A 21,567-nucleotide genomic window follows, 5' to 3' on the forward strand; every position below is an offset into this window, starting at 1 on the left:
ATAAGGCAAAACCTCCGCAGGTCTGGCAAAATGGGTGAGGTTAGCTGAAATTACAGGAGAGACTAAGTGAGCAACAACGACCAGAACGGCATGTTCACCGACCGCGATAGCTTCAACCCAACCGTGAATAGCATCCCGCTGTCCGACGTTGATACCCGCGCAAAGGGCCAGGGCAGCATCGGCGATCTGGTGAAGGACGCTTCGTCCCAGATCTCCTCCTTGGTGCGCTCTGAGATTGAGCTTGCCAAGACTGAGGTTGCTACCTCCGCCAAGAAGGCTGGCATTGGCGTAGGCCTCTTCGCCGCAGCCGGCATCATCTTGGCGTACAGCTCCTTCTTCTTGTTCTTCACCATCGCCGAGGGCCTGGATAACTTCATGCCACGCTGGCTGGCATTCCTGATCGTGTTCCTCTTCATGATCGTTCTCGTGGCGATCCTGGCTCTGGTGGGACTCAAGCAGGTGAAGCAGGTGAAGGCGCCGGAGAAGACCATTGATTCCGTCGGCGAATTGAAGACTGTGGTTCCTAGCCGTGGCGGTAACTCCGCAGCCGCTCGCGCGGCCGACCACCGCGACCCTGGCATGTACAGCTAGGCCAACCAGGAACTCTTACTATCACAGTGCCTACCAGCACCTTTATTCACTCTCGGGGCGTGCGGCTTCGGGTCCAGGTTCAGGGCCCGCGCAACGCCCCTTTAGTGTTGCTGATTCACGGCTTCGGCGGAGGATGCTTCGACTGGGAGCTGGTCATGGACGAACTCGCCCATGCGGAGACCAGCGGCGTGAGCAACGCCAGTGGCGCCAGCAGCACCAGCGCAGTGGAACCTCGCGTGGCGGCAGTGGACTTACGTGGATATGGGGAATCGGATAAGACCCCTCGCGGCTACGACCTCACTACCGCAGCCAGTGACATGGCCGGCGTGATCCGCGGTCTGGGTTACTCCAAGGCCATTGTTGTGGGCCACGGTTTCGGCGGCATGGTCGCCTGGACCTTAGCCGCGCATGAGCCAGAGCGTGTCGCCGCGGTGGTGACGGTGGCGTCGGCTCATCCGCTGGTGCAATTCCGCTCCTTACTTGTGCGGCCGCACAAGCAATGGCGGCGCATGAGGCGCACTCTTGCGGCTCAGGTGCCGCGCTACCCGGAGACCCAGATTGTGAAGGACAACGCCGCCAAGGCGGAGCGCATCTTCCGCAGCGGCGTAGCCCCGGGTTTCCGCGATACAGAAATCTACAACAAGTTCGCTGCCCAACGCCGCGAGGCAATGCTTGTGGACAAGGTCGCCCACCTATCTGCCGAGTATCAGCGCTGGCCTTTCCGCTCGCGTTTGCGGCCCGAAGGTGGCGTGTTCGAACGTTCCTTCCCTGTGCGCACCGCCGCGCCCGTGCTTGCTATCGAAGGCAGCATGGATCCGGACTATTCACCTGAGGTGGCCGAACGCTCCGTGGCTCGCAGCAGCGATGGACGTGTGGAACTGCTCTACGGGGTGGGCCACTATCCGCACATCGAGGATGCGCCCACGGTCAGCGACTTGATTCTGCAGCACACACAGCAGCACTGGGATCACCCCTACTGATCCCACCTAGCCCAGCCCTGCCCAACACTGCTCGGCCCAGCGCTGCTCAGTACCAGCTAGACAGCCCCACCTAGTTCAGCACGCACGCCTGGGTATCCACCGGCGCCGTCCACGCGCCCAGGTCTCCCACCTGCTTCATGACCTCGTTCTTCGTCAACGCGTAGCCCGTGTCCGCTTCGTTCAGGTCCGCACCGAACACCAACCCCAGCACGTGCCCATCGGTGTCCACCAACGGGCCGCCGGAGTTACCCTGCACCACGTCGCCACGCAGAGAATAGGCCTCTCGTTCCACGCGCTGGTTCGCGTAGATGTTCGGACCAGAGACCACGAAGCTATCGCGGATGCGTGCCGGGGTAGCGGTGTAATCACCGGCTTGAGGGTAGCCCAGAACCACCACGTCATCACCGTGCTGGGCAGGCGTCTCCGCCCACGGCAACACAGGCGCATCTAAGCCGTCCGCAGTGAGCAGCGCAATATCGGCGGAAGGGTTGTAGTACGTGACGGCGGCGTCGATGGTCCCAACGGCAGTGAGCAGCGTCACCGTGTCCGTTCCCGCAACCACATGAGCATTAGTCATGATGGTTCCGGGGGCCACCACAAACCCGGTTCCCTGCAGCAGGCGCTGGCACTGACGGGCCTCACCCACCACCTTGACCACCGACGGCTGAAGCCGCTTGACCATCGGCGAGGCCTTCAGCTGAGGATCGGGGGAGGCCACCTCCGTCTTAGGAAGCCGCTCCAGCGGGTCCGTGATGACGGGGAAACCGGAGGAGTTCACCAGCGCCGCAGTCTGCGCAGGCAGTCCCTTCACCCACCCCGGCATGATGTGGTTGAGGATCTTCAGGCCGTGCGACCCCGCCAGCGATTGCCCCAGCTCGCCCTTGTTATTGGACGCCGCCGGCACGAAGATCATCCACACCACAATCATGGCGGTGACCACCTGGACCACAGCGCCGGCCACGGAGTCGACCTTCATGAGCGAGCGAGTGGGGATCCGGTCGCGGAGCTTCGCGCCGATCCCTGAACCAATGGCGTATCCGATGACCACGGATCCAGCGACAATAATGAGCGCCACGAGGATGCGCACACCAGGGCTGGTGTCCGAGGCGAACTCTTCTCCGCCTGTCCCGGAGTGCCCCAGCTTGTCCATCACCTTCGGCAGGATTTTCACGCCCAGCGTGCCGCCGAGCAGCACGCCCAGCAGGCTCAGGAACGCGGATACACCGCCCTGGCGGTAGCCGGTGGTGAGCGACACGATCGCTACCAGAACCAGAATCGCATCAACCATGATGGATCCCGTGCCGACTGAGTCCATGTGCTGTCCCTTCAGTGTGTGGTGTGTGGCCGTCCTCGCGGCTAGCGGTCTAGTTCACCGCGGAAGCCCTTGCGCATATCGGCAAGGGCTTCACCGTTGGAGGATTCAGCCAGCGCGCTGAATAGGTCTACCTTACGCTGTGTGTCCCACGGTTGTGCCCAGCCGGCGCGTTCCAAGAGCGCGTCCACCACGCCTCCGGTGAATCCCCACAGGATCATGTCGTGGACATAGAATGCTGGCCCGTGCCATCCCAGGTATTCCACGCGGAAGCGGTTCTCCGGGTTCACCAGGTCGGCAATGGCCACCGTCTCCACCCAGTCGTTTTCCGCCGTGGCGGGGTGCACGGGGTGCGGCGCGTGCCAGTACGCCAGCACGGGCACCACGGCAAAGTTCGTGCGATCAATGTACAGGGGCTGCAGGACCGCTATCGGCGTGATGGATTCTGGGTCCAGGTCCGTTTCCTCCTGCGCTTCCCGCACGGCTGTGTGGATGGGGTCTGGGTCTTGTGATTCCCAGCCGCCACCGGGGAAGGCCATTTGCCCGGAGTGTGTGCGCATGGTGGGGGTGCGGTGCGTCAGCAGGATCTCTGGCGCTCCATCCGATTCGCGCTCCCCGAGCAGGATCAGCACCGCCGAATAGCGGGGTGGGTGTCCGTTTGGGCCTGTCTCCGGTACTTTTCGTGAGTTGTCGGAGAAGTGCTGGTGGATGTCCGTTTCTCTGCACACGCGGGCCACGTCCTGGATCCAGGTGGGCATGGCGTCTAGTCCGCCGGGGAGGTCCGGTTGGTGGTCGATGGCGGCGTACCACTGCTCGAAGGGGTAGTCCATGCGTCAGTTCTTCTCGTTGTGTAGTGCGTTGGTGACGGCCGTGACGAGCTGTTCTTCGCTGGTGAATGCTGTGGTGAACATCCCGGCGCGTGTGCCGTCTTCTCGATAGACCAATGTTATCGGTACTACTTGGGGGATTTTCGTGGCCGTGTCGAACGTGTGGATGGAATCCTGATAGCTCGGCAGGTCAGTGGCTCCTGTTGTCTTTAAAAAATCGACGCCAGCCTGCGCCTCTTGGGCCATATGTACCCCTACAACGTTCCATTCTGGGTGGTTGTGCCGCACTGCATTCATGATGGGTAGTTCCTCGCGGCAGGGTCCGCACCACCAGGCCCAGACGTTCACCACGGAGACTTTCCCGGCGAGTTGTTGGCCTAGGGAGTGCTCGGTGGGCTGCCCGCCCGTGGTGAGGCAGGGCAGGTTCACGTCAGCGAGTTCCGAGGAAGGGTCCAGGGGCTGTTGGGTGGCCTCGGGGCACGCCACGGGCGTGTCCACGCTCACGTCTTTAAGCTGTGGGTCCTGGGCGTTGCCGGGGTCTGCGCTGGCTGCTGTAGCTTCGGTACCCTCAGCCGAGTGCGTGGTGTTGTGGGCACTGTCCGAAGGGCTGGTCATGCTAGCGATCAGCGGGATGGCCGCCACGATGAGGCCTACGATCACGGTAACTGCCACGATGATGACCCGCGTGCGTCGCTCTGCGGACGCGCGCGGCGGCTGCTCTGCGGACGGTTGCTCCACTGGGTTGTTCTGGTCTTCGCTCGCCACCACTATGCCTCCTCTCTGCCTTCAGGCTTTCTGTCTGCCGGCTCTCCGTCGGCCGAGAACCCTGCGACAGCCAACAAGTGCTCGCGGTCCTCGGATTTCATGAGCGTGATGGCCTCATGCGGATCTGCGGGCCCTGCGATGCCAAAGCTGGGGCATTGCCGAGCCAACAGGCAGGTTCCGCAGGCGGCTCGGCGGGAGTGGCACACTCGCCGGCCATGGAACACGGTGCGGTGCGAGAACATCGTCCACTCTTTACGCTCAATGAGCTCGGCTATCTCCCGCTCCACGGCGACGGGATCCTCTTCGGTGGTGAGCCCCCAGCGTCGGACTAAACGGCCGAAGTGCGTGTCCACCGTCAGCCCAGGCACCCCGAACGCATTGCCCAGCACCACGTTCGCGGTCTTCCGGCCCACGCCCGGGAGCTCCACCAGATCCTCCAGACGGCCCGGCACCTCACCGCCGTGCTTGTCCACCAGCATCGCCCCCAGCCCCATGAGATTGCGCGCCTTGGAATGGTAGAACCCCGTGGGGCGGATGATTTCTTCAAGCTCTTCCTGACGCGCTTGTGCATAGGATTCCGCAGTAGGATACAGTGGAAACAACCGCTTTGTGACTATATTCACACGAACATCAGTACACTGAGCGGAGAGCACAGTTGCGACCAACAACTCCAAGGGATTTGTGAAGTCCAACTCGGCGTGAGCATCTGGATAGGCTTCATCAAGCATCCGATTGATTCGACGTGCACGACGCACTCGCCCCAAGCGGGTCTCTTTGCCCTTCGCGGCGATATGACTGCCTGGGGTGGGGAGTGATGAATGTTTCTTTCCAGACATGCCTACAACAATAGCCTGCGGCTCCTACACAGTAGATGAGACGCAACTAGAACCCTTGACCACACTGTGAAAACGCAGCCGTAACACCGGCCAGCCTGAAGGAGTAACGCCTCGATGTCAGAAGTATCTGAGATCCTGTCCCGCGCGGGTATTTTCCAAGGAGTTGAGCCAACTGCCGTGCAGGACCTGATTGCTCAACTGGATACCGTGAAGTACCCACGGGGTACCACGATCTTCGACGAAGGTGAGCCAGGTGATCGTCTCTACATCATCATCTCTGGCAAGGTGAAGCTGGCCCGGCATTCGGCCGACGGCCGCGAGAATCTGCTCACCGTGATGGGCCCCTCGGACATGTTCGGTGAGCTGTCCATCTTCGATCCCGGCCCACGTACCTCCTCGGCGATCTGTGTCACCGAAGTAGTCTGCGCCACGATGGACTCCAACATGCTGCACGAGTGGATTGGCCAGCATCCTCAGATTTCCGAGCAGCTGCTGCGCGTGTTGGCGCGCCGTCTCCGCAGGACGAATAACTCCCTGGCGGATCTTATCTTTACCGACGTCCCTGGCCGCGTAGCGAAGGCGCTGCTGCAGCTGGCGAACCGTTTCGGAACCCAGGAAGGCAGCGCTTTGCGTGTGAACCACGATCTCACCCAGGAAGAGATCGCCCAGCTGGTGGGAGCGTCCCGCGAGACGGTGAACAAGGCTCTGGCTGAGTTTGCTCACCGCGGATGGATTCGCCTCGAGGGCAAATCCGTGCTGATCTCTGATACGGAGCGTCTGGCCAAGCGCGCTCGCTAGGCCTTGGCTGCGCTCGCGTGCGCGTAGCGAAGCGCACGCGCCAGTGCGTGGCAAGCCGCACCAGCTCGCCCACTAGCGCTCGCTAGTTGTCCTGCTCCGCGAGGTAACGCACGGCCACGCGGGTGGACTGCTCCGCCGCGGAGCGAAGCACTGGGTCTACGTCCGTGTAGATGAAGTCCACCAGTTCTCCCACCGTGGCATCCTCACCCAGTTCGGCACGGGCCTGCTTGACCTGCTGCAGTCGCTGTTCACGACGCTCCAGGTACTTCGTCGCCAGCTCGGACACGTCCTGATGCTCTGGGCCGTGGCCTGGCAGCAAGGTCTTGCCTTCGCCGCGCTTCTGAAGCATGCGTAGAGTCTCGATGTAGGCACCCAGGTCACCATCAGTCTCGGAGATCATGGTAGTGTGGCGGCCCGCGATCGTGTCTCCGGTGATGATGCCTTCAACGTCCGAGTCATCGGTTCCACCCTGGGAGTGGATGAAGAAGCACACGCTGTCCTTGGTGTGACCTGGGGTGGTCACCACCTCGATGGTGGGCGTGAGGCCCTCGATCTTAATGAACTCACCGTTTTCCAGTGGCTGAACATCGCCGTAGTTGTGGGTCTTATCCACAGCGCGGATGGACGTGCCGTTGATCTGGCGGAAGCGGTGAGCTCCCGCGGCGTGGTCGTCGTGGCGGTGGGTCAGCAAGGTCAGTCCAATCTGCCCACCATCCTGGGTGGCCTTGGACGTGACAACGTTGAGGTGGCCTTCATCCGCTGGACCTGGGTCTACTACCACGCTCACGCGGTCGTTCTTTCCGCGGATGATCCAGGTGTTGGTCCCCTCCAGTGCGGAGTAGCTAGGGTTCATGGCCAAAACCACTCCAACGTTGTCGGTAACGGGACGGAGTTGGCTATATGCAGGGTGTTCCATGCACTCCAGCTTAGCGCTCAAAAGGGATTAGTCGGCTACCGTGACAACAATTTCTACTTCAACGGGGGCGTTCAGCGGCAATTCAGCCACTCCCACTGCAGCGCGAGCGTGCACTCCTGCATCGCCAAAGATCTCTCCCAGGACCTCGCTGGCTCCATTGATCACTGCTGGTTGGCCGCCAAATCCTCTGGCAGAAGCCACAAAACCGTTAACCTTCACCACCTGGGTGATGTTGTCGATTCCCACCAGTGCATCGACCGCAGCGACCGCATTGAGCGCGGCGGTGCGAGCAAGATCATAGGCCTGCTCTGGGGTGACGTCAGGGGTGGACTCACCCTCCGCGTCGCCGACGAGTCCCGTCGCAGGAAGCTCACCGTTGACGAAGGGGAGCTGCCCGGAGGTGTACACGGTATTGCCGGCCTTCACCGCAGGAACATATGCCGCAACGGGTGCTGCAACGGCTGGAAGTTCAATGCCTAGTTCGGTGAGGCGCTCACTAAATGTTTGTGCCACTGTCTACGTGCCTTTCCTTACTATCTTTAGCTGACTATCGCTAGTTCTCGAGAGGGCGCTTTAGGTAAGCGACGTGCTGCTCTCCCGTGGGGCCGGGGAGCACACTCACGAGCTCCCATCCGTCCGATCCCCAATTGTCCAGGATCTGTTTGGTGGCGTGTGTCAGCAGTGGCACGGTTGCGTATTCCCATGTAGTCATGGGGCTAGTCTAGCCTTTGCGCGCTGCGGCCGCTTCCAGCTGGCCGGCGAAGAAGTCTGCCCAGGAGGTGATCTCTGGGTGCTTGCGCAGCAGTGCGCGGCGCTGGCGTTCCGTCATGCCACCCCACACGCCGTATTCCACGCGGTTGTCCAGGGCGTCGGCACGGCACTGCAGGACCACAGGGCAGTGGCGGCAGATGGCCACGGCCTTGCGCTGTGCTGCACCCTTGACGAAGAGCTCCTCAGGGTCAACGTTGCGGCAGTGCGCCTGGGTGATCCATTCACCGCGGTTGGTGAAGGATTCGCGCGTCGTGAGCGGCTGTGCATCCAGAGGTGCCGTGGCTCCTACTGGTCGTGCGAGTGATGCCGTCATAATGTTCTTTCCTCCACAGGATTGGTGATGTTGTTTGCGTGTCGTAGGTAGTGCCGGTGCGTCGCCGCATCGATGTTGTAATACTATTCACATTTTTTCACTACTGTCTATTGCGTCACATTGTGGGGGTGATGACCCCTCTCGCGCTTCTTTCGTGGTAGGAAAATCGACCCACGGTAGTTGATCTAACAACTTTCTGTGGACATATCGTCTCTACTGCGAAAAGACTGTGAAAACGCTGTAAAGTGTGGTCAAAATCACGAACTGACCCTTCTAGGGTCAAAACACTTTCCCCCACCCCCATACACCACGCGGTGCACTAAGGTAATTGGCCATGAAGGAAAAGCTGACAGCCCTCTCCACGCTCATCGCGGCGATCCTCGTAGCCGGTGCACTGATGAGCGTTGCGCTCCTCCCCCTGGCGGGCGCAGCTGGCTGGGGCATCAATGCCAGCTCACGGACCATGAACTCGAACCTTCAGGACATCGGCTACAACACCTCTCTCCCTTTGGTATCCACCATGACTGATCGTGAGGGCGAACCCATCGCTTATTTCTACGATCAATATCGCGTGCCCGTCGCCAGCGACAAGATCTCCCAAGAGGTGAAGGATTCCATCGTCGCCATCGAGGATCGCCGTTTCTATGAACACTCCGGCGTGGACTTGCGCGGCACTCTCCGCGCCATGGTCTCCAATGTCACCAGCGGCGGCGTGGCCGAAGGCGCCTCCACGCTGGACCAGCAATATGTCAAGAACTACCTCTATTACATAGCCGCTGATTCCCACGAGCAGGCCGAGGAAGCCGTGGAAACCTCCATCCCCCGCAAGCTGCGCGAAATGAAGATGGCCAGCGAGGTGGACCAGCGCTTCTCCAAGGACGAGATCCTCACGCGCTACCTTAATCTCATCTCCTACGGACAGGGCGCCTTCGGCATCGAAGCGGCCGCCCGCACCTACTTCGGCGTGCACGCTTCCCACCTCACCGTCCCTCAGGCGGCGTTCCTGGCGGGCGTGGTGCAGTCCACAGCTGGCCTTGATCCTTACGCTCATCCGGACGCCGCCCTGCAGCGCCGCAATGCTGTCCTTCAGGCTCGGGTGGCCACGGGCACGTTGTCGCAGGCGGATGCTGACCGTTATGCCCAGGAGCCGCTGGGGGTGCTCGAGCAGCCGCAGCGGCTCCAAGGCGGATGCATTGGCGCTGGTGATAATGGCTTTTTCTGCGATTATGCGCTCCAGTGGTTGGAGGATCATGGCCTGTCCCAGGAGGACATTATGCGTGGCGGCTACACCATCACCACCACGCTGGATGCCACAGCTCAGCAACAGGCCGTCCAGCAAAGCCGCCTCCGCGTGCACCCTCAAGCCGAGGGCGTGGCCTCCGTGTCCTCCTTCATCACACCCCGAAGCAGCGGCCGCTCCGGCTCCGCTGCCACCCATGATGTGAGGGCGATGGCCAGCAGCCGCGTGTATGGCCTGGATGCGGAGAGCAAGCAGACCGTGCTGCCCCTCACCCATTCCTTGCAGGGCAATGGTGCGGGGTCCGTCTTTAAAATATTCGACGCCGCAGTGGCCCTCGAACACGGCGCCGGACTGGATACCAAGCTGGATGTTCCGAAGCGCGTGGAGGTCTCCGGCATGGGCGATGGTGGTGCTGCGGGCTGCCCTCCGGGGATGTACTGCGTGGAGAATGCCGCCGACTACCGGCCTCAGCTGACTCTTCGAGAGGCGCTGGCCACCAGCCCGAACACTCCTTTCGTGGAGTTGGCGCAGACCGTGGGCATGCAACGGATCGTGGACCTGTCCGTGGACCTGGGCCTGCGCTCCTACGCCACGAAGGGTTCCTTTTCCCAGGGGGTGTCCATCGCGGAGCAGATGAAGAAGGACAATAACGCCTCCTATGTTCTGGGCCCCACCCCGATCAACCCGCTGGAGCTGTCCAACGTGGCGGCAACCCTGGCCGATGGTGGCCGCTGGTGCGAACCCCGCCCCGTAGTGAAGGTCACCGACCGCGATGGGAAGCCAGTGAAGCTCACCTCCACTCCGTGCCAGCAGGTGCTGGAGCGCCCCGTGGCCGATGCGCTGGCCAATGCGTTAGGCGAGGACACGGTCAAGGGCAGCGCACAAGGTGCAGCCCAGGCAACGGGCTTCGGGTCTCCGATCTCCGCGAAGACGGGCACCACGGAATCCAACATGTCCGCAGCATTTGTGGGCTTCACCCCAACCTGGGCCGGCAGCACCTACATCTTCAACGACGGCAGCACCACACTGCCGCTGTGCACCAGCCCGGCGCGGCAGTGCATGAACGGCGATATGTTCGGCGGCAAGGAAGCCGCGGAAACCTTCCTGGCTACCACGAATAACCTGCTGGGATACGTCGGAGCGCCGATGCTTCCGCCGTTCGATCCACGTTTCCTGGCGGGCACGAACCCCCACGGATTCCGGGAGGCCTACGGGCACGTCACGGCGCAGCGTCGCCATTAAATAGGCCACCACTAAGCAGGCCGCCACTAAGCTCGCCGCCGGGAGCGCTAGCCTGCCACACGCTCCGAGCCGCTAGACTTGTGAGGTGATGAAGTTGCGCAACACCGTCAGTTCAAAGCCCACACGCCGCTCCCTCGCCCGCTCCATTTTTCTGGGTGCGGCGGGAGTGGGTGCGCTGGGCGTCGGATCATTAATTCTGGCAGAGCGCGAAACACACATGTATCGGCTGCACCAGGTCACGGTGCCACTCCTGGAGCCAGGGACGCTGCCGGAGGATTGGGACAGCCTGCGGATTCTGCACGTCAGCGACCTCCACATGCTGGCGCGGCAGAAGGATAAGCAACAATGGGTCGCCGAGCTGGAACAGATGGACCCCGATCTGGTGATTAACACGGGCGACAACCTCGGGGAAGCCGAAGGCGTGCCGGGCGTGCTGCGGGCGCTGGATCCGCTGCTCAACCGCCCCGGGGTGTTCGTCTTCGGCTCCAATGACTACTTCGCGCCGCGCCCCGTCAACCCCTTCATCTATCTCCTGGGCAAGAAACGTAAGCCCAGCACGGAAGAATTGCCGTGGAAGGGGATGCGCGCGGCCTTCATCGAACGAGGATGGCACGACGCCACCCACCAGCGCGTGGAATTCGCCATTGACCCGGCGCTCACCGGTTCTGGCACTTACTCGCGCAAGGTGAAGCTGGCGTTGGCGGGCGTGGATGACCCGCACCACGAGCTGGACGATTATGACAGCATCGCGGGCCACCCGAATCCGGACGCGGACCTGGCGATCGGGCTATCGCACTCCCCGGAGCCGCACATTCTGGACAAGTTCGCGGCCGACGGATACCAGCTGGCCTTGAGCGGGCACACTCACGGTGGGCAGCTGTGCCTTCCGGGCGGGCGGGCGCTGGTGACGAACTGTGGTATCGACCGCTCGCGGGTGGCGGGGCTGTCCCGCTGGTCGGATCGGCTGTGGCTGCATGTCACCAACGGTTTGGGTAATTCGAAGTACGTGCCGTTCCGAACGTTCTGCCGGCCATCGGCCACCCTGATTCATGTGACGGAGAAGGCCTAGAGTACCCTTGAACACGCAACCGCATCGGCTGCTACAGTACGTGGACAGTACATGCGGTACTACCTTCGGGTTTACCTTCGGGATATGGCGCAGTTTGGTAGCGCACCTCGTTCGGGACGAGGGGGTCGCAGGTTCAAATCCTGTTATCCCGACCATTGTGATCCGGGGCTCAGCACACATAGTGGTGCTGGGCCCCGGTTTTTCGTGCGCGTGCTGTGACAGTAGACACGCCCCATGGTAGAACACCATCGCACGAAGCGACATCCCATCAGGATCCCCCAATTGGGTGTAGTACGGGGTGGTTGGTACTATTGAGGCTGTTGTGAATTTACTCAACGCCCCTCCCCTGTACTCGAACCTTGGTAGGAGTGTTGCATCCTCGTGAGCTTGGTTGCCATCCCATTAGTTATTAGCGTGGCGCTCATCGCAGTACCTGTCCTGGTCAAACTCCTTGACCGAAACGCAGGTTGGCCCTTGGGCATCACATTCTTCGGTGTTGCTGGTTACATCATCATGCACGCCGACCCAATACTTGAGGGGAGAGCCGCAACCTGGTCTGTCACGTGGATCAAGGGGCTACTCAGCGGAACCGGCGGCACGGACGCCACCAATCCCACGGGCGCTACCGCAGATGTGATCTTCGCTCTGCGCATGGACGCGCTATCGCTCTTCTTCGCGCTCCTAGCGCTCATCATCGGCGGCGTGGTGTTCATCTACTCCACCCGCTACTTGCACCACGGTCATAAAATCATGAGCTTTTACCTGCTCATGACGTCCTTCATGCTGGCAGTGCTGCTACTGGTCCTGGCCGACGACGTAGCGTTGTTGTTCGTGGGCTGGGAATTGGTGAGCTTGGCGTCGTTCTTCCTCATCGCCCGCAGCGGCTCCGGCGGCGAGGCAGGCTCGGTGCGCACGTTGCTGCTCACCTTCGCCGGTGGTCTCTTCCTGCTGGTCGGGTTGGGGCTTGCGGCGATCACCGCAGGGACGATGCGGGTGTCTGAGATTGTGACCTACGACGCCTGGGGCGACCATCAAGTACGGCTCACCCTCATTGCGGTGATGATCGCATTGGCTGGATTTTCCAAGGCCGCACAGATCCCGTTCCACTTCTGGCTTCCTGAAGCGATGGCAGCGGACACGCCCGTGTCCGCCTTCCTGCACGCAGCAGCCGTGGTGAAGGCAGGTGTGTACCTGCTGATCCGCTTCTCCGGGCTGTTTGATGGGCTCATGGCATGGCACGTGCTCCTCATTGTCACGGGTATGACCACGGCCGTGATGGCGGCTGTGTACGCCATCCAGAAACCCGATCTGAAGAAGCTGACCGCGTACTCCACGGTGTCCCAGCTGGGCTGGATCGTGGCAACCATTGGTGTGGGAACCCCCTTCGCGATTGGGGCGGCGATTGTGCACACGGCAGCACATGCATTGTTTAAATCATCCCTGTTCATGCTGGTGGGAGTGATCGACCACCAGGCCGGATCGCGGCACATGCACCGCCTGGGCTCCCTGTGGCGCCGGATGCCGTTCACGTTCGGCTCGGCTGTGATCGCGGCGGCGTCCATGGCGGCGATCCCGCCCACCTTGGGATTTGTGTCTAAGGAAGGGATGCTGGAGGCGTTCCTTGAAGCGCCGCTGAGCAACACGGGAATCATCGTGCTGCTGTGCGCGGCGGCGCTGGGTGCGTTGGCCACCATGGTGTACTCCGCGAAGTACGTCACGGGTGCGTTCATCGACGGTTCGAAGGACATGAGTAAGGTCCAGGAAGCGCCGTTCAGCTTCTGGTTCCCCGCCGCAGCGCCTGGCTTGCTCTCCCTGCCGGCTGTGTTGTTCCTGTCCCGTGCGGACCACCCGCTGGATTCCATTGTGACCTCCACCGGCGTGGGCGAAACCCACTCCCACCTAGCTCTGTGGCACGGCGTGACCACTCCGTTGCTGATTTCTTTGGCAGTCATTGGCGTGGGCGTTGTGGTGATCTGGCAACGCCACCGCCTGGTCTACCCTCTAGAGACCGCGCGCCTGGGTCTGTTCAGTGGCGCGCAGGTGTTGGACACGTATGAAAACCTGTCCCGACGCCTCGCGCGCCTGCTCAGCCGCCCATCCGCGGGATTAAACCCCACCCGCCACGTGCTGTGGATCATGCTGATGCTCATTGCGATTGGCGCGGCATCCGTCATGGCGCCTGGTCGCATCGCGGGCCTGGCCGCACTGGAGCCGCGTGTGAGCGGCATCGACCGGCTAGAAGACGTCGTGGCGCTAGCCATCATTGCCTTCGCTGTGGTGGCCCTGATCGCTACGCGTTCCCGCCTCGCCTCCGTTGTGCTGGTGGGCATTGCCGGCGTGGGCGTGTCCTGGATGATGCTGATCCTGGGCGCTCCCGATGTGGCGCTGACCAACCTACTGGTGGAGTTCTGTGTGGTCGTCCTGATGATGCTGGTGGTGCGCCACCAGCCGCGCCTGTACCTGCGCGAAGGAGAAAACCGTACGCGCTTTGCCACCTTCATGGCCCTGACCATTGGACTGGTCACATTCTTCGGCGTGTGGCTGCTGACGGGACGCCACGATAAGCCGCAGGTAGCCCAGTGGTACTTGGAGAACACTCCGAAGGAAGTGGACGCCAACAACGTGGTGGCCGCCATCCTGGTTGAGTTCCGTGCCTTCGATACGATGGGCGAGCTCATCGTTCTGGGTATCGCCGGCATTGTCATCGCCGCAATCATCCAGTCCATTCCGCGCTCCCCGCTGCCGGGATACGGACCTGGTTCTACCTCCGAGCTGTTCCGCGCGGAAGGATCCACCCGATTCCCGGACGTGCACAAGGTCCCGGAGCTGGCGCCGTTCTATTCCAAGTACCTGCGCTCCAACTACTTGAACTCCATCCTGTCCCGCCAGGTCACGAAGTATCTGGTTCCGTTGCTGATCATCCTGTCTGCGGTGACCTTCTACCGTGGCGCGATGGCCCCCGGTGGCGCGTTCTTGGCAGCGCTGGTCGCGGCCTGTGGCATGTTCGTGTACTACCTCGGCACCGCACGGTCCGAGCTGATGGGCACGAACGACCTGGGCTACAAGTTCATCGGTTGGGGCATGTTCCTTGCCTTGGGCACGGGCCTGATTGGCTTCTTCAAGGGCAGCTTCTTAGCACCGTTCCACGGCTCGATCGGACCGTTCCACTGGTCCACCTCCCTGATCTTCGATGGCGGTGTGTACCTTGCCGTGCTTGGCCTGATCGTGATTGTCATCAACATGATGGGCGGACGTGAGCGCCCCGGTGCTGATCCTTCCCGACACGCCGACGCCTTCCGGACCCCGACCTCAAAGCAGAAGATGGGACCGAAGTCTAAGGGCAAACAGCCCACCGCGGTGGAAAAGAGAAGCGATGGTTTGGGACAGCCGTACATGGGCCAGCTGATGGCCCAAACCCAGACCGGGAAGCCGGACCAGGAAGCGCAACGCCTTGAGGCGCAGCACCGTGCGGAGCGCGAGGCAGCCCGAGCGCCTGTCGCAACCGCGGACGATTCTGCACACGATAGAGATTCTGCACACGATGGAAAGGAGAAGCAGTAATGATCCTCGCATTGATCATTGCCATCCTGATTGGTGGCGGAGTGTACATGGTGATGCAGCGCGGCATGCTGCGCATCATCATTGGCATTGCGCTGCTCAGCCACGGCGTTAACCTGCTGATCCTCTCCACAGGCATTGGTGCCTGGCGCACCGAACCGCTGATGGACCGGGCCACGTCCGGCGAGGCGGCAGACCCCCTCCCCCAGGCCTTCGTGCTGACCGCCATCGTGATCTCCATGGCATCGACTGCGGTGCTGCTGGCTATGGCGGCGCTGGGTCGTGACGACGATACCCGCTCCAGCGACGACCCCGAGTCCGGCTTCCGCCGCTACCGCAGCTTCCAGACCATGGGTCGGGGCACGCAGCGCGCTGGTGTGAGCGAGCGTGACCTGACTCGGGACAAGAAGCAGGCTGAGAGCAAGGAGGACAAGAAATCATGACTACCGGTGCCCTTCTGTCTCTGTTCATCGTTGTTCCCATGGTGGCCTCTGGCCTGGCGACCGTGATCGGTGTTCCCATCATCCGGCGCGCACTCGCGCTGGCTATTCCCTTCGCCGGCATGGTCGGTGGCCTGTGGCTGCTGAGTGCAACCTCCGGCGATACGCCAGTGCTCGCGGACAATGTCGGTAAGTTTGTGGGCGGTATTTCCATCCCCATCGTGGCGGATTCCCTGACCGCGGTCATGATCTTCACCACCTCCCTGGTGGTGTTCGTTGCGCTGTGGTTCGCCGACGTGGTCGGCGAAACGCGCGCCCGCTTCTACCCTGCGCTGGCGCTCCTGCTGTTGGGCGGCGCCTGGGGTGCGCTCCTCACAGCAGATTTGTTCAACCTCTTCGTGTTCATCGAAGTGATGCTGATGCCGTCCTTTGGCCTCATCGCCATGACCGGTACCTGGGCCCGCCTGGCGAGCGCCCGCATGTTCATCATCGTGAACCTGGTGACGTCCCTGCTGCTCGTCAGTGGCGTGGCGCTCACCTATGGCGTTATCGGTACCACCAACATCGCCGCGCTCGCGGGGGCTGCCGGCCCTCGAGGCCAAGAGTTTGAACCCGGTGTGTTCGGCAACCAATGGCAGCTCGTGGTCACCCTTGGCCTGGTGATCCTGGCCCTGTCCGTCAAGGCTGGTGTGACCCCTGTCCACACCTGGCTGCCCCGTGCCTACCCCTCCACCTCACCTGCGGTGATGGCGCTGTTCTCCGGTCTCCACACCAAGGTTGCCGTGTATGCGATCCTGCGCATCTTCATGACCATCTTTGAAGGGGACCCCACCTGGTCCTGGACCATCCTGTTCTTCATGGTGCTGGGCATGCTCATCGGTGGCTTCGGTGGCATGGTGGAATCCTCCATGCGCTCGGTCATCGGTTATCAGATGGTCAACGGAATCCCGTTCATCCTCATTTCTCTGGCCTTCCTGGCTGAGAAGCCACACCTGATGCTGTCCGCGGCACTGTTCTACATGCTGCACCACATGGTCGTCGCCGCCGCCCTCATCATGGCCTCCGGCGCCATCGAGGAAACCTACGGCTTCGGCCGCCTGCGCTTGCTGTCCGGCATCATGCGCCGTGACCGCTTTGTCGCCACTGTCTTCGCCATGGGCGCCCTCGCCATCGTGGGATTCCCACCCTTCTCCGGTCTCTGGGGAAAGCTGGGACTCGTCTTCGGCATTTCCGCCGATGGCTCATGGCGTGCCTGGCTGGCCATCTCCGTGATCATCATCTCCAGCATGGCCGCACTGCTCTCCATGGTCTACCTCTGGCGAGAAGTCTTCTGGGGCCGCCAGATGAACGCCAATGAGTGCGATCCCACACTCCGCGTTCCCCGCCGCTACGTGTTCCCCTCTGCAGCACTCATCGCTGTCTCCGTCACGATGTTCGTCGGCGCTGGACCACTGTTCAACGTCACTAACCGCGCGGCCCACGCGCTGACAGACACCACCGCCTATGTTGCCGCCGTCTTCCCAGACAAGGACAAGGCCGTGGGTAACGTCCTTCCGATCGGACCGGCTGGCCTCGACAACGTTCCCGAAGGAGCACAGTCGGCCACCGCCAGCAACGCAGTCCAAGAGGAAGAAAACCGCAAGGCCGCCAAAGACCCGAAGCAGTACGACGCCACCAACAGCCGTGTCGACTCCCCTCAGCGGGAAAAGGCAGGTAAGTAACTATGAGCCTCATCAACAACACCATCCACAGCGTGCGCTACGGCACCTGGCTGGTCGGCCAGATCATCAAAGAATCCGTGATCATGGCCATCGATACCCTGGGAACCGGCCGCAACATCGCGCCGATCATCCTGTACTACCCACTGCGGGTCACGTGCGAGCGTGACATCGCCGGCTTCATCGCCTCCATTACGATGACGCCCGGCACACTCGCCCTCGGCGTCACCGGCCCCAAGGAGGTCGACTACGACGCCATCGCCGGCAACCGTGGACTGGATGCCTCCGCCGTGGCAGAATCCGAATTCAAAACCCACGGCCTGGACACCGTCCAACGCTTCCTCGCCGTTCACGCAATGTACGGTTCCGACCCCCAAGAATTGCTCGACAGCCTCGCAGATATGGAAGAACGGCTCGCTCCTCACGTGAAATCCGTCCCCATGAAATTCGACGTGGAATACCTCGTCGAGCGCGGACGTAAAGGCCCCCGTGGATACCGCGGGAGTCGCGGCGGTAGGGCGTCGGATGAAACGGTATTTGACGTGGAAAAGGTGGATTCCACCCCACATGCCGCAGCATTCGTTGCCGCAATCCTGGAAGCCAACGACGATGAAAAGGATCCCGATGAGCTGCGCAACATGGACCGCATGGAGCGCTACGAAGTGGCACGTCGCAACGCCGAACGCGCCCGAGCCGCGAAAAAGAAGGACTCCACCGGAGCACCGGATATTGATACGTTCGCAGGCGATAACCTCGGCGCATCCCTCTCTGACCGGCAGGGACGCACCAAACCCGGCGAAACTCTCTACGACCCGCTATACCCCGAAAATAACCCTCGTGATGACAAGGACGTCAGCGGGAAAGAACGCTGGAAACAGGCTCCTCGGCACTGGAAAGAAAAACACGACGAAGAAGAAAAAGCATCCCGAGTAAAGAAACGCTCCAAGAAAAAGCGGAAAGGTAACTAGCCAATGTCACCCACCATGCTTCTCGACATCTTGGTCGGAATTGCTGCGGTGATCGTGGTCATCGCACTGCTGACCGTGCTGTGGCGTGCCGTATCCACCCACAACGACGCCCGCCGCGCCGTCCTCTCGGACATGATCTTTTTCTCCATGATCGGGTTGTTTCTGTGCTATTCCATGTACAACCGGACGGCGATCACCTACGACGTCGCATTATTCGCCGGTCTTTTCGGCGCAATTTCTACCATCGCGAACGCGCGCATTATTAGCCGCGGCCGCCGATAGAGCGGTTGAAAGGAGACTGCTATGACATTCCTACTTGGAACAGATGCTGGGCAGCAGCTATACACCTTCGCCGCAGAGGCTGGCGAACTGCAAGAGTTCCGGGAGCCGAATTGGTTCGCCGCGATCTTAGCAGGAGTGCTGGCGATTATCGGGGCGGTGTTTATCTTCGTGAGTGCCAGGGCCATGTATTTGGCACCCGACGCGCTGTCCCAGGTGAACATGGTGGGACCCGCCGTGGGCGTGGGTATTCCCCTGTTAATTTGCGCGAATCTGGTGCACACCTTCGCGGTGGAAGGGTTCGTCGTGGGGGCGCTGATCAGGGCAATTGTGGCGATTGTTGCCCTGCTTGTGGTGGGCGCTGTGGGGTCTTATGTGATGGGGCGTGCGCTGCACGCCACGCACTGGGATCACACGGTGCCGCTGTCTGGTGGTCAGCGGGCGTCCGAGCCGAAGTAGTGGCATAGCAGCGGCGCGGTAGCGCTGCCACAGCACGGCGGTGCCGCACACCGTACGGCCGTAGCGATGCCACGATGCCACCGCGCGGAAGCTGTGCGAGACTAGCCGGCGAAGGCTTCCACCTCCACCGTGATGTCGCCCTTCATAGCCTTGGAGTATGGACAGAACTCGTGAGCCTTAGCCACCAGCTCTTCTGCCTGCTGTTGATCCACATCAAACACCGTGGCGCTGATCTTTGCAGACAGCTCAAACCCCTGGCCGGCCTTGTGCAGGGAGGTTTCAACAGTGACCTCAGGGGTATTGTCCAGCTTTACACCAGCATTCTTGATGATCAGCTGCAGCGCACCGTTGAAGCATGCTGCCCAACCCGCGGATACCAGCTGCTCAGGGTTGGTACCCTCGCCGGAACCACCCAGTGCCTTTGGTGGGCGGGTATCCAGGTCAATCTGACGATCGTCGGTAGAAACATGACCATCGCGACCTCCACCGGTGGACAGGGCCTTGGCGGTGTAGAGGGCGTCCTTAGCGTCGCTCATTGTGAACTCCTTTATAACTTGACGACAGTGGCGCCTGAACACGCAGTGACCACGCCATGAGGCGTTGGTCGAGAAAGCGATCAGGCCTTCCACTCCCTTAATACCGAAAACTCCCCCATTATGCAGTAGAGGCTGGCATTCTCGGCGACGCATTCACTATTGAAGCCTTGGGGAGCCTATGCTTATACCTATGCATTACCGAGATACGCCTCAGACGGACACGTCTGCCATAGACGCACGGGTCACTGACCTGGCGCTACGGGCTGCTCGGGGCGACAGGAAGGCGTTGAACGCGTTCATTGCGGAGACTCACGACGATGTCTGGCGGCTTCTCGCTCATTTAGCGGATCGTGACCGCGCCGACGACCTCACTCAGGAAACCTATCTGCGCGTGTTGTCTGCCTTGCCACGATTCGCGGCGCGTTCCACGGCCCGCACCTGGATTTTGTCCCTCGCACGGCGCGTGTGGGTAGATAGCGTGCGACACGATATGGCGCGTCCACGTTCCTCGGGGGCTGAGGTGAGCGAAGAGCTGGCATCCAGCCATGCCGAAGAGGATGCGGGCGGTAATACTTGGGCGGAGTGGGTAGATACACGTGCGATGGTGGATGCACTGGAGGATGAACGACGCGAGGCGCTAATCCTGACCCAGGTATTGGGCTACACCTACGCGGAGGCTGCGAACATTGCTGGTGTGCGCGTGGGCACGATCCGTTCTCGCGTGGCGCGTGCGCGGGCTGACTTGGTGGAGATGTCGAGGCAGAAGAACAGCGCACAGGGCGCCTGGCAACAACAGAGGAAAGGTTAAAGGGCCTTCGTCAGCTTCCTTCGGCATAGCGTGATCCACAAGGATCTATGCACACCTTAAATGTGCGCCACAACCATCTAAACTCCACCCCTTATCACATGCGCAGCATTTTCAAAACGTTCGTATTAAGATCCACGGCACCCCTCGGATAGACCTACTTTCACCACAAAGACTAACAAGTCGAGAGAAACCAAATCGTCAATCGAGAAACCTCTTAATTCCTCGACCTTTTGGCTCAACAGGTACTTGTGTCTTTTCTTCGAGAATTCTCACAAATTCCTTTAACTCAACATGGCCAAGCACTATCCCTGTAATTGGTGTAAATCTATAGATATCTTGTTTTCGATATTTAGCGATAGGGTGGTAGTCTTTCCTAGAAGTACCAGCACCGCAGATTTCTATAGCCGGGAAAAGAAAATATCTTGCCTTTATGTAAATGTGAGTAATATCTTCATAGTTAAAACTTCTGACGGTTCCACAGTAGTCATGAATGATTTTATCATCCGTAAGTCTGAATATGAATGTATAATGCGGCATTAGAAATACAGCCGCCATGAAATATGGAAAACCAATTAACGAGAGAACCCCCAAATATACTACGCGCCCAGTGTTAGTCTCCGAAAGCAGGGAATGGTCAAATAGTGCAATCAGTCCGACGGTAAACGTAGCAAGAACCGCTACCCACAATATCCATGCTATCCTAAATTCTTGCGTGAATATTTCATCATTTTCCGTAATCCATACTTGGGAAGGTATTGCTTTCGGCACCAACGACACGCCGAAAAAAAAATACCAACAGAGCGCGCAAGTTAGGAACGCGATAGAAAAAACCACTTCGACAAGACTTTGACAATCTGCAAGACTATCAGCACCAAAGTAAAGCAAGTATAGTAAAAATAGCCAATATGTGGCTGACGTTAAATATCTCATTGTTTACCCTTCTCGGAGTTGTCTGCATGCTTTTCCCAAATTTTCTTAGCCCCATATGTCGCAATCATGCCAGCGGCGGTTGCGAGTACTGCTGTTGCGATGACTGGTGCGACTGCGCCTAGGGCTGCTCCTGCGGCGATTCCGGCGGCGGTTCCGATGGCGTTGGTGGTGTAGGCTTCGGTGGCATCCATCCCCGCACGCCGATCACTTT

Annotated in this window: 23 protein-coding genes and 1 tRNA gene; 13 read left to right on the top strand and 11 right to left on the bottom strand. The window is 60.6% G+C overall.

All coding sequences use genetic code 11. The features are described from left to right. The first annotated feature begins 90 nt into the window (after positions 1–90). Together GC425_RS05510 and GC425_RS05515 are read left to right on the top strand one after the other, a co-directional pair. On the top strand, positions 91–591 hold the full coding sequence (locus GC425_RS05510; protein ID WP_151842940.1) for a phage holin family protein: 501 nt from the start codon (positions 91–93) through the stop codon (positions 589–591). 26 nt (positions 592–617) lie between these two features. After that, positions 618–1,571 (top strand): alpha/beta fold hydrolase, encoded by a 954-nt coding sequence (locus GC425_RS05515; RefSeq protein WP_231699639.1) that lies wholly within the window; start codon positions 618–620, stop codon positions 1,569–1,571. Positions 1,572–1,641: 70 nt separating this feature from the next. On the opposite strand, the gene GC425_RS05520 is transcribed toward GC425_RS05515, so the two are convergent. Genes GC425_RS05520 through nth form a run of 4 tightly spaced genes read right to left on the bottom strand, consistent with a single transcriptional unit; the run spans position 1,642 to position 5,311 of the window. Beyond that, positions 1,642–2,886: a MarP family serine protease gene (locus GC425_RS05520; protein WP_257822344.1), complete on the bottom strand. Its 1,245-nt coding sequence runs from the start codon at positions 2,884–2,886 to the stop codon at positions 1,642–1,644. A 41-nt stretch (positions 2,887–2,927) separates the two neighbouring features. Next, positions 2,928–3,713, bottom strand: coding sequence for a CoA pyrophosphatase (locus GC425_RS05525; RefSeq protein ID WP_257822346.1), 786 nt, complete (start codon positions 3,711–3,713; stop codon positions 2,928–2,930). A 3-nt stretch (positions 3,714–3,716) separates the two neighbouring features. After that, the gene (locus tag GC425_RS05530; protein ID WP_257822348.1) at positions 3,717–4,475 is read right to left on the bottom strand and encodes a TlpA disulfide reductase family protein; all 759 of its coding nucleotides are present in this window, start codon (positions 4,473–4,475) and stop codon (positions 3,717–3,719) included. A 2-nt stretch (positions 4,476–4,477) separates the two neighbouring features. Beyond that, entirely contained in the window at positions 4,478–5,311 is an 834-nt protein-coding gene (nth, locus tag GC425_RS05535; protein ID WP_151842890.1) for an endonuclease III, read from the bottom strand. A gap of 114 nt (positions 5,312–5,425) precedes the next feature. Between nth and glxR the strand changes: the two genes are divergently transcribed. Then, positions 5,426–6,109, top strand: coding sequence for a CRP-like cAMP-activated global transcriptional regulator GlxR (gene glxR / locus GC425_RS05540; protein WP_151842889.1), 684 nt, complete (start codon positions 5,426–5,428; stop codon positions 6,107–6,109). Between the two features lie 82 nt (positions 6,110–6,191). Here glxR and GC425_RS05545 read toward each other — a convergent pair whose 3' ends face one another. The 4 genes from GC425_RS05545 to GC425_RS05560 are packed head-to-tail and all read right to left on the bottom strand — an operon-like array spanning position 6,192 to position 8,109. Beyond that, the gene (locus GC425_RS05545) at positions 6,192–7,025 is read right to left on the bottom strand and encodes an MBL fold metallo-hydrolase (protein ID WP_151842888.1); all 834 of its coding nucleotides are present in this window, start codon (positions 7,023–7,025) and stop codon (positions 6,192–6,194) included. A gap of 27 nt (positions 7,026–7,052) precedes the next feature. Further along, on the bottom strand, positions 7,053–7,538 hold the full coding sequence (locus GC425_RS05550; RefSeq protein ID WP_257822349.1) for a RidA family protein: 486 nt from the start codon (positions 7,536–7,538) through the stop codon (positions 7,053–7,055). Between the two features lie 40 nt (positions 7,539–7,578). Then, positions 7,579–7,737 (bottom strand): DUF4177 domain-containing protein, encoded by a 159-nt coding sequence (locus GC425_RS05555; RefSeq protein ID WP_151843560.1) that lies wholly within the window; start codon positions 7,735–7,737, stop codon positions 7,579–7,581. A 9-nt stretch (positions 7,738–7,746) separates the two neighbouring features. Further along, the gene (locus GC425_RS05560; protein WP_151842885.1) at positions 7,747–8,109 is read right to left on the bottom strand and encodes a WhiB family transcriptional regulator; all 363 of its coding nucleotides are present in this window, start codon (positions 8,107–8,109) and stop codon (positions 7,747–7,749) included. Between the two features lie 334 nt (positions 8,110–8,443). On the opposite strand from GC425_RS05560, the gene GC425_RS05565 reads away from it, so the two are divergent. The 9 genes from GC425_RS05565 (at position 8,444) to GC425_RS05605 (ending at position 19,082) form a co-directional block, all read left to right on the top strand. Continuing rightward, entirely contained in the window at positions 8,444–10,591 is a 2,148-nt protein-coding gene (locus tag GC425_RS05565; RefSeq protein ID WP_257822350.1) for a transglycosylase domain-containing protein, read from the top strand. Between the two features lie 88 nt (positions 10,592–10,679). Further along, entirely contained in the window at positions 10,680–11,660 is a 981-nt protein-coding gene (locus GC425_RS05570) for a metallophosphoesterase (protein WP_257822351.1), read from the top strand. Between the two features lie 78 nt (positions 11,661–11,738). Further along, positions 11,739–11,815, top strand: a tRNA-Pro gene (locus GC425_RS05575). 226 nt (positions 11,816–12,041) lie between these two features. Continuing rightward, the gene (locus GC425_RS05580; protein WP_257822352.1) at positions 12,042–15,221 is read left to right on the top strand and encodes a DUF4040 family protein; all 3,180 of its coding nucleotides are present in this window, start codon (positions 12,042–12,044) and stop codon (positions 15,219–15,221) included. Continuing rightward, positions 15,221–15,661, top strand: a complete 441-nt coding sequence (locus GC425_RS05585) for a sodium:proton antiporter (RefSeq protein WP_257822353.1) — start codon at positions 15,221–15,223, stop codon at positions 15,659–15,661. The genes GC425_RS05580 and GC425_RS05585 overlap by 1 nt, the downstream gene beginning before the upstream one ends. Beyond that, on the top strand, positions 15,658–17,379 hold the full coding sequence (locus tag GC425_RS05590) for a monovalent cation/H+ antiporter subunit D family protein (protein ID WP_257822355.1): 1,722 nt from the start codon (positions 15,658–15,660) through the stop codon (positions 17,377–17,379). The genes GC425_RS05585 and GC425_RS05590 overlap by 4 nt, the downstream gene beginning before the upstream one ends. 2 nt (positions 17,380–17,381) lie before the next feature. Beyond that, positions 17,382–18,344: a Na+/H+ antiporter subunit E gene (locus GC425_RS05595; protein WP_257822357.1), complete on the top strand. Its 963-nt coding sequence runs from the start codon at positions 17,382–17,384 to the stop codon at positions 18,342–18,344. Positions 18,345–18,347: 3 nt separating this feature from the next. Continuing rightward, the gene (locus GC425_RS05600) at positions 18,348–18,626 is read left to right on the top strand and encodes a monovalent cation/H+ antiporter complex subunit F (protein WP_151842878.1); all 279 of its coding nucleotides are present in this window, start codon (positions 18,348–18,350) and stop codon (positions 18,624–18,626) included. A gap of 21 nt (positions 18,627–18,647) precedes the next feature. Beyond that, positions 18,648–19,082, top strand: coding sequence for a Na+/H+ antiporter subunit G (locus tag GC425_RS05605; RefSeq protein ID WP_151842877.1), 435 nt, complete (start codon positions 18,648–18,650; stop codon positions 19,080–19,082). 101 nt (positions 19,083–19,183) lie between these two features. On the opposite strand, the gene GC425_RS05610 is transcribed toward GC425_RS05605, so the two are convergent. Beyond that, complete coding sequence (locus tag GC425_RS05610; RefSeq protein WP_151843553.1) at positions 19,184–19,618, bottom strand: organic hydroperoxide resistance protein; 435 nt, start codon at positions 19,616–19,618, stop codon at positions 19,184–19,186. Positions 19,619–19,808: 190 nt separating this feature from the next. On the opposite strand from GC425_RS05610, the gene GC425_RS05615 reads away from it, so the two are divergent. After that, a complete protein-coding gene (locus GC425_RS05615) occupies positions 19,809–20,426 on the top strand; it encodes an RNA polymerase sigma factor (RefSeq protein WP_257822362.1) in 618 nt (205 codons plus the stop codon). Between the two features lie 198 nt (positions 20,427–20,624). On the opposite strand, the gene GC425_RS05620 is transcribed toward GC425_RS05615, so the two are convergent. Both GC425_RS05620 and GC425_RS05625 read right to left on the bottom strand, forming a co-directional pair. Beyond that, positions 20,625–21,356, bottom strand: a complete 732-nt coding sequence (locus GC425_RS05620; RefSeq protein WP_257822364.1) for a hypothetical protein — start codon at positions 21,354–21,356, stop codon at positions 20,625–20,627. Beyond that, the coding region (locus GC425_RS05625; RefSeq protein ID WP_374707629.1) for a hypothetical protein at positions 21,353–21,567 on the bottom strand (215 nt) is incomplete at its 5' end. The genes GC425_RS05620 and GC425_RS05625, both read right to left, overlap by 4 nt.

The sequence above is a fragment of the Corynebacterium sp. zg254 genome, from assembly GCF_024701495.1.
GTDB lineage: Bacteria > Actinomycetota > Actinomycetes > Mycobacteriales > Mycobacteriaceae > Corynebacterium > Corynebacterium zhongnanshanii.

Bases quoted from the DNA above. Each gene is read 5' to 3' on its own strand.
- GC425_RS05510 (WP_151842940.1), top strand. From the start codon at position 91: ATGTTCACCGACCGCGATAGCTTCAACCCAACCGTGAATAGCATCCCG.
- GC425_RS05520 (WP_257822344.1), bottom strand. From the start codon at position 2,886: ATGGACTCAGTCGGCACGGGATCCATCATGGTTGATGCGATTCTGGTT.
- GC425_RS05525 (WP_257822346.1), bottom strand. From the start codon at position 3,713: ATGGACTACCCCTTCGAGCAGTGGTACGCCGCCATCGACCACCAACCG.
- nth (WP_151842890.1), bottom strand. From the start codon at position 5,311: ATGTCTGGAAAGAAACATTCATCACTCCCCACCCCAGGCAGTCATATC.
- glxR (WP_151842889.1), top strand. From the start codon at position 5,426: ATGTCAGAAGTATCTGAGATCCTGTCCCGCGCGGGTATTTTCCAAGGA.
- GC425_RS05545 (WP_151842888.1), bottom strand. From the start codon at position 7,025: ATGGAACACCCTGCATATAGCCAACTCCGTCCCGTTACCGACAACGTT.
- GC425_RS05555 (WP_151843560.1), bottom strand. From the start codon at position 7,737: ATGACTACATGGGAATACGCAACCGTGCCACTGCTGACACACGCCACC.
- GC425_RS05560 (WP_151842885.1), bottom strand. From the start codon at position 8,109: ATGACGGCATCACTCGCACGACCAGTAGGAGCCACGGCACCTCTGGAT.
- GC425_RS05565 (WP_257822350.1), top strand. From the start codon at position 8,444: ATGAAGGAAAAGCTGACAGCCCTCTCCACGCTCATCGCGGCGATCCTC.
- GC425_RS05570 (WP_257822351.1), top strand. From the start codon at position 10,680: ATGAAGTTGCGCAACACCGTCAGTTCAAAGCCCACACGCCGCTCCCTC.
- GC425_RS05585 (WP_257822353.1), top strand. From the start codon at position 15,221: ATGATCCTCGCATTGATCATTGCCATCCTGATTGGTGGCGGAGTGTAC.
- GC425_RS05590 (WP_257822355.1), top strand. From the start codon at position 15,658: ATGACTACCGGTGCCCTTCTGTCTCTGTTCATCGTTGTTCCCATGGTG.
- GC425_RS05595 (WP_257822357.1), top strand. From the start codon at position 17,382: ATGAGCCTCATCAACAACACCATCCACAGCGTGCGCTACGGCACCTGG.
- GC425_RS05600 (WP_151842878.1), top strand. From the start codon at position 18,348: ATGTCACCCACCATGCTTCTCGACATCTTGGTCGGAATTGCTGCGGTG.
- GC425_RS05605 (WP_151842877.1), top strand. From the start codon at position 18,648: ATGACATTCCTACTTGGAACAGATGCTGGGCAGCAGCTATACACCTTC.
- GC425_RS05610 (WP_151843553.1), bottom strand. From the start codon at position 19,618: ATGAGCGACGCTAAGGACGCCCTCTACACCGCCAAGGCCCTGTCCACC.
- GC425_RS05615 (WP_257822362.1), top strand. From the start codon at position 19,809: ATGCATTACCGAGATACGCCTCAGACGGACACGTCTGCCATAGACGCA.
- GC425_RS05620 (WP_257822364.1), bottom strand. From the start codon at position 21,356: ATGAGATATTTAACGTCAGCCACATATTGGCTATTTTTACTATACTTG.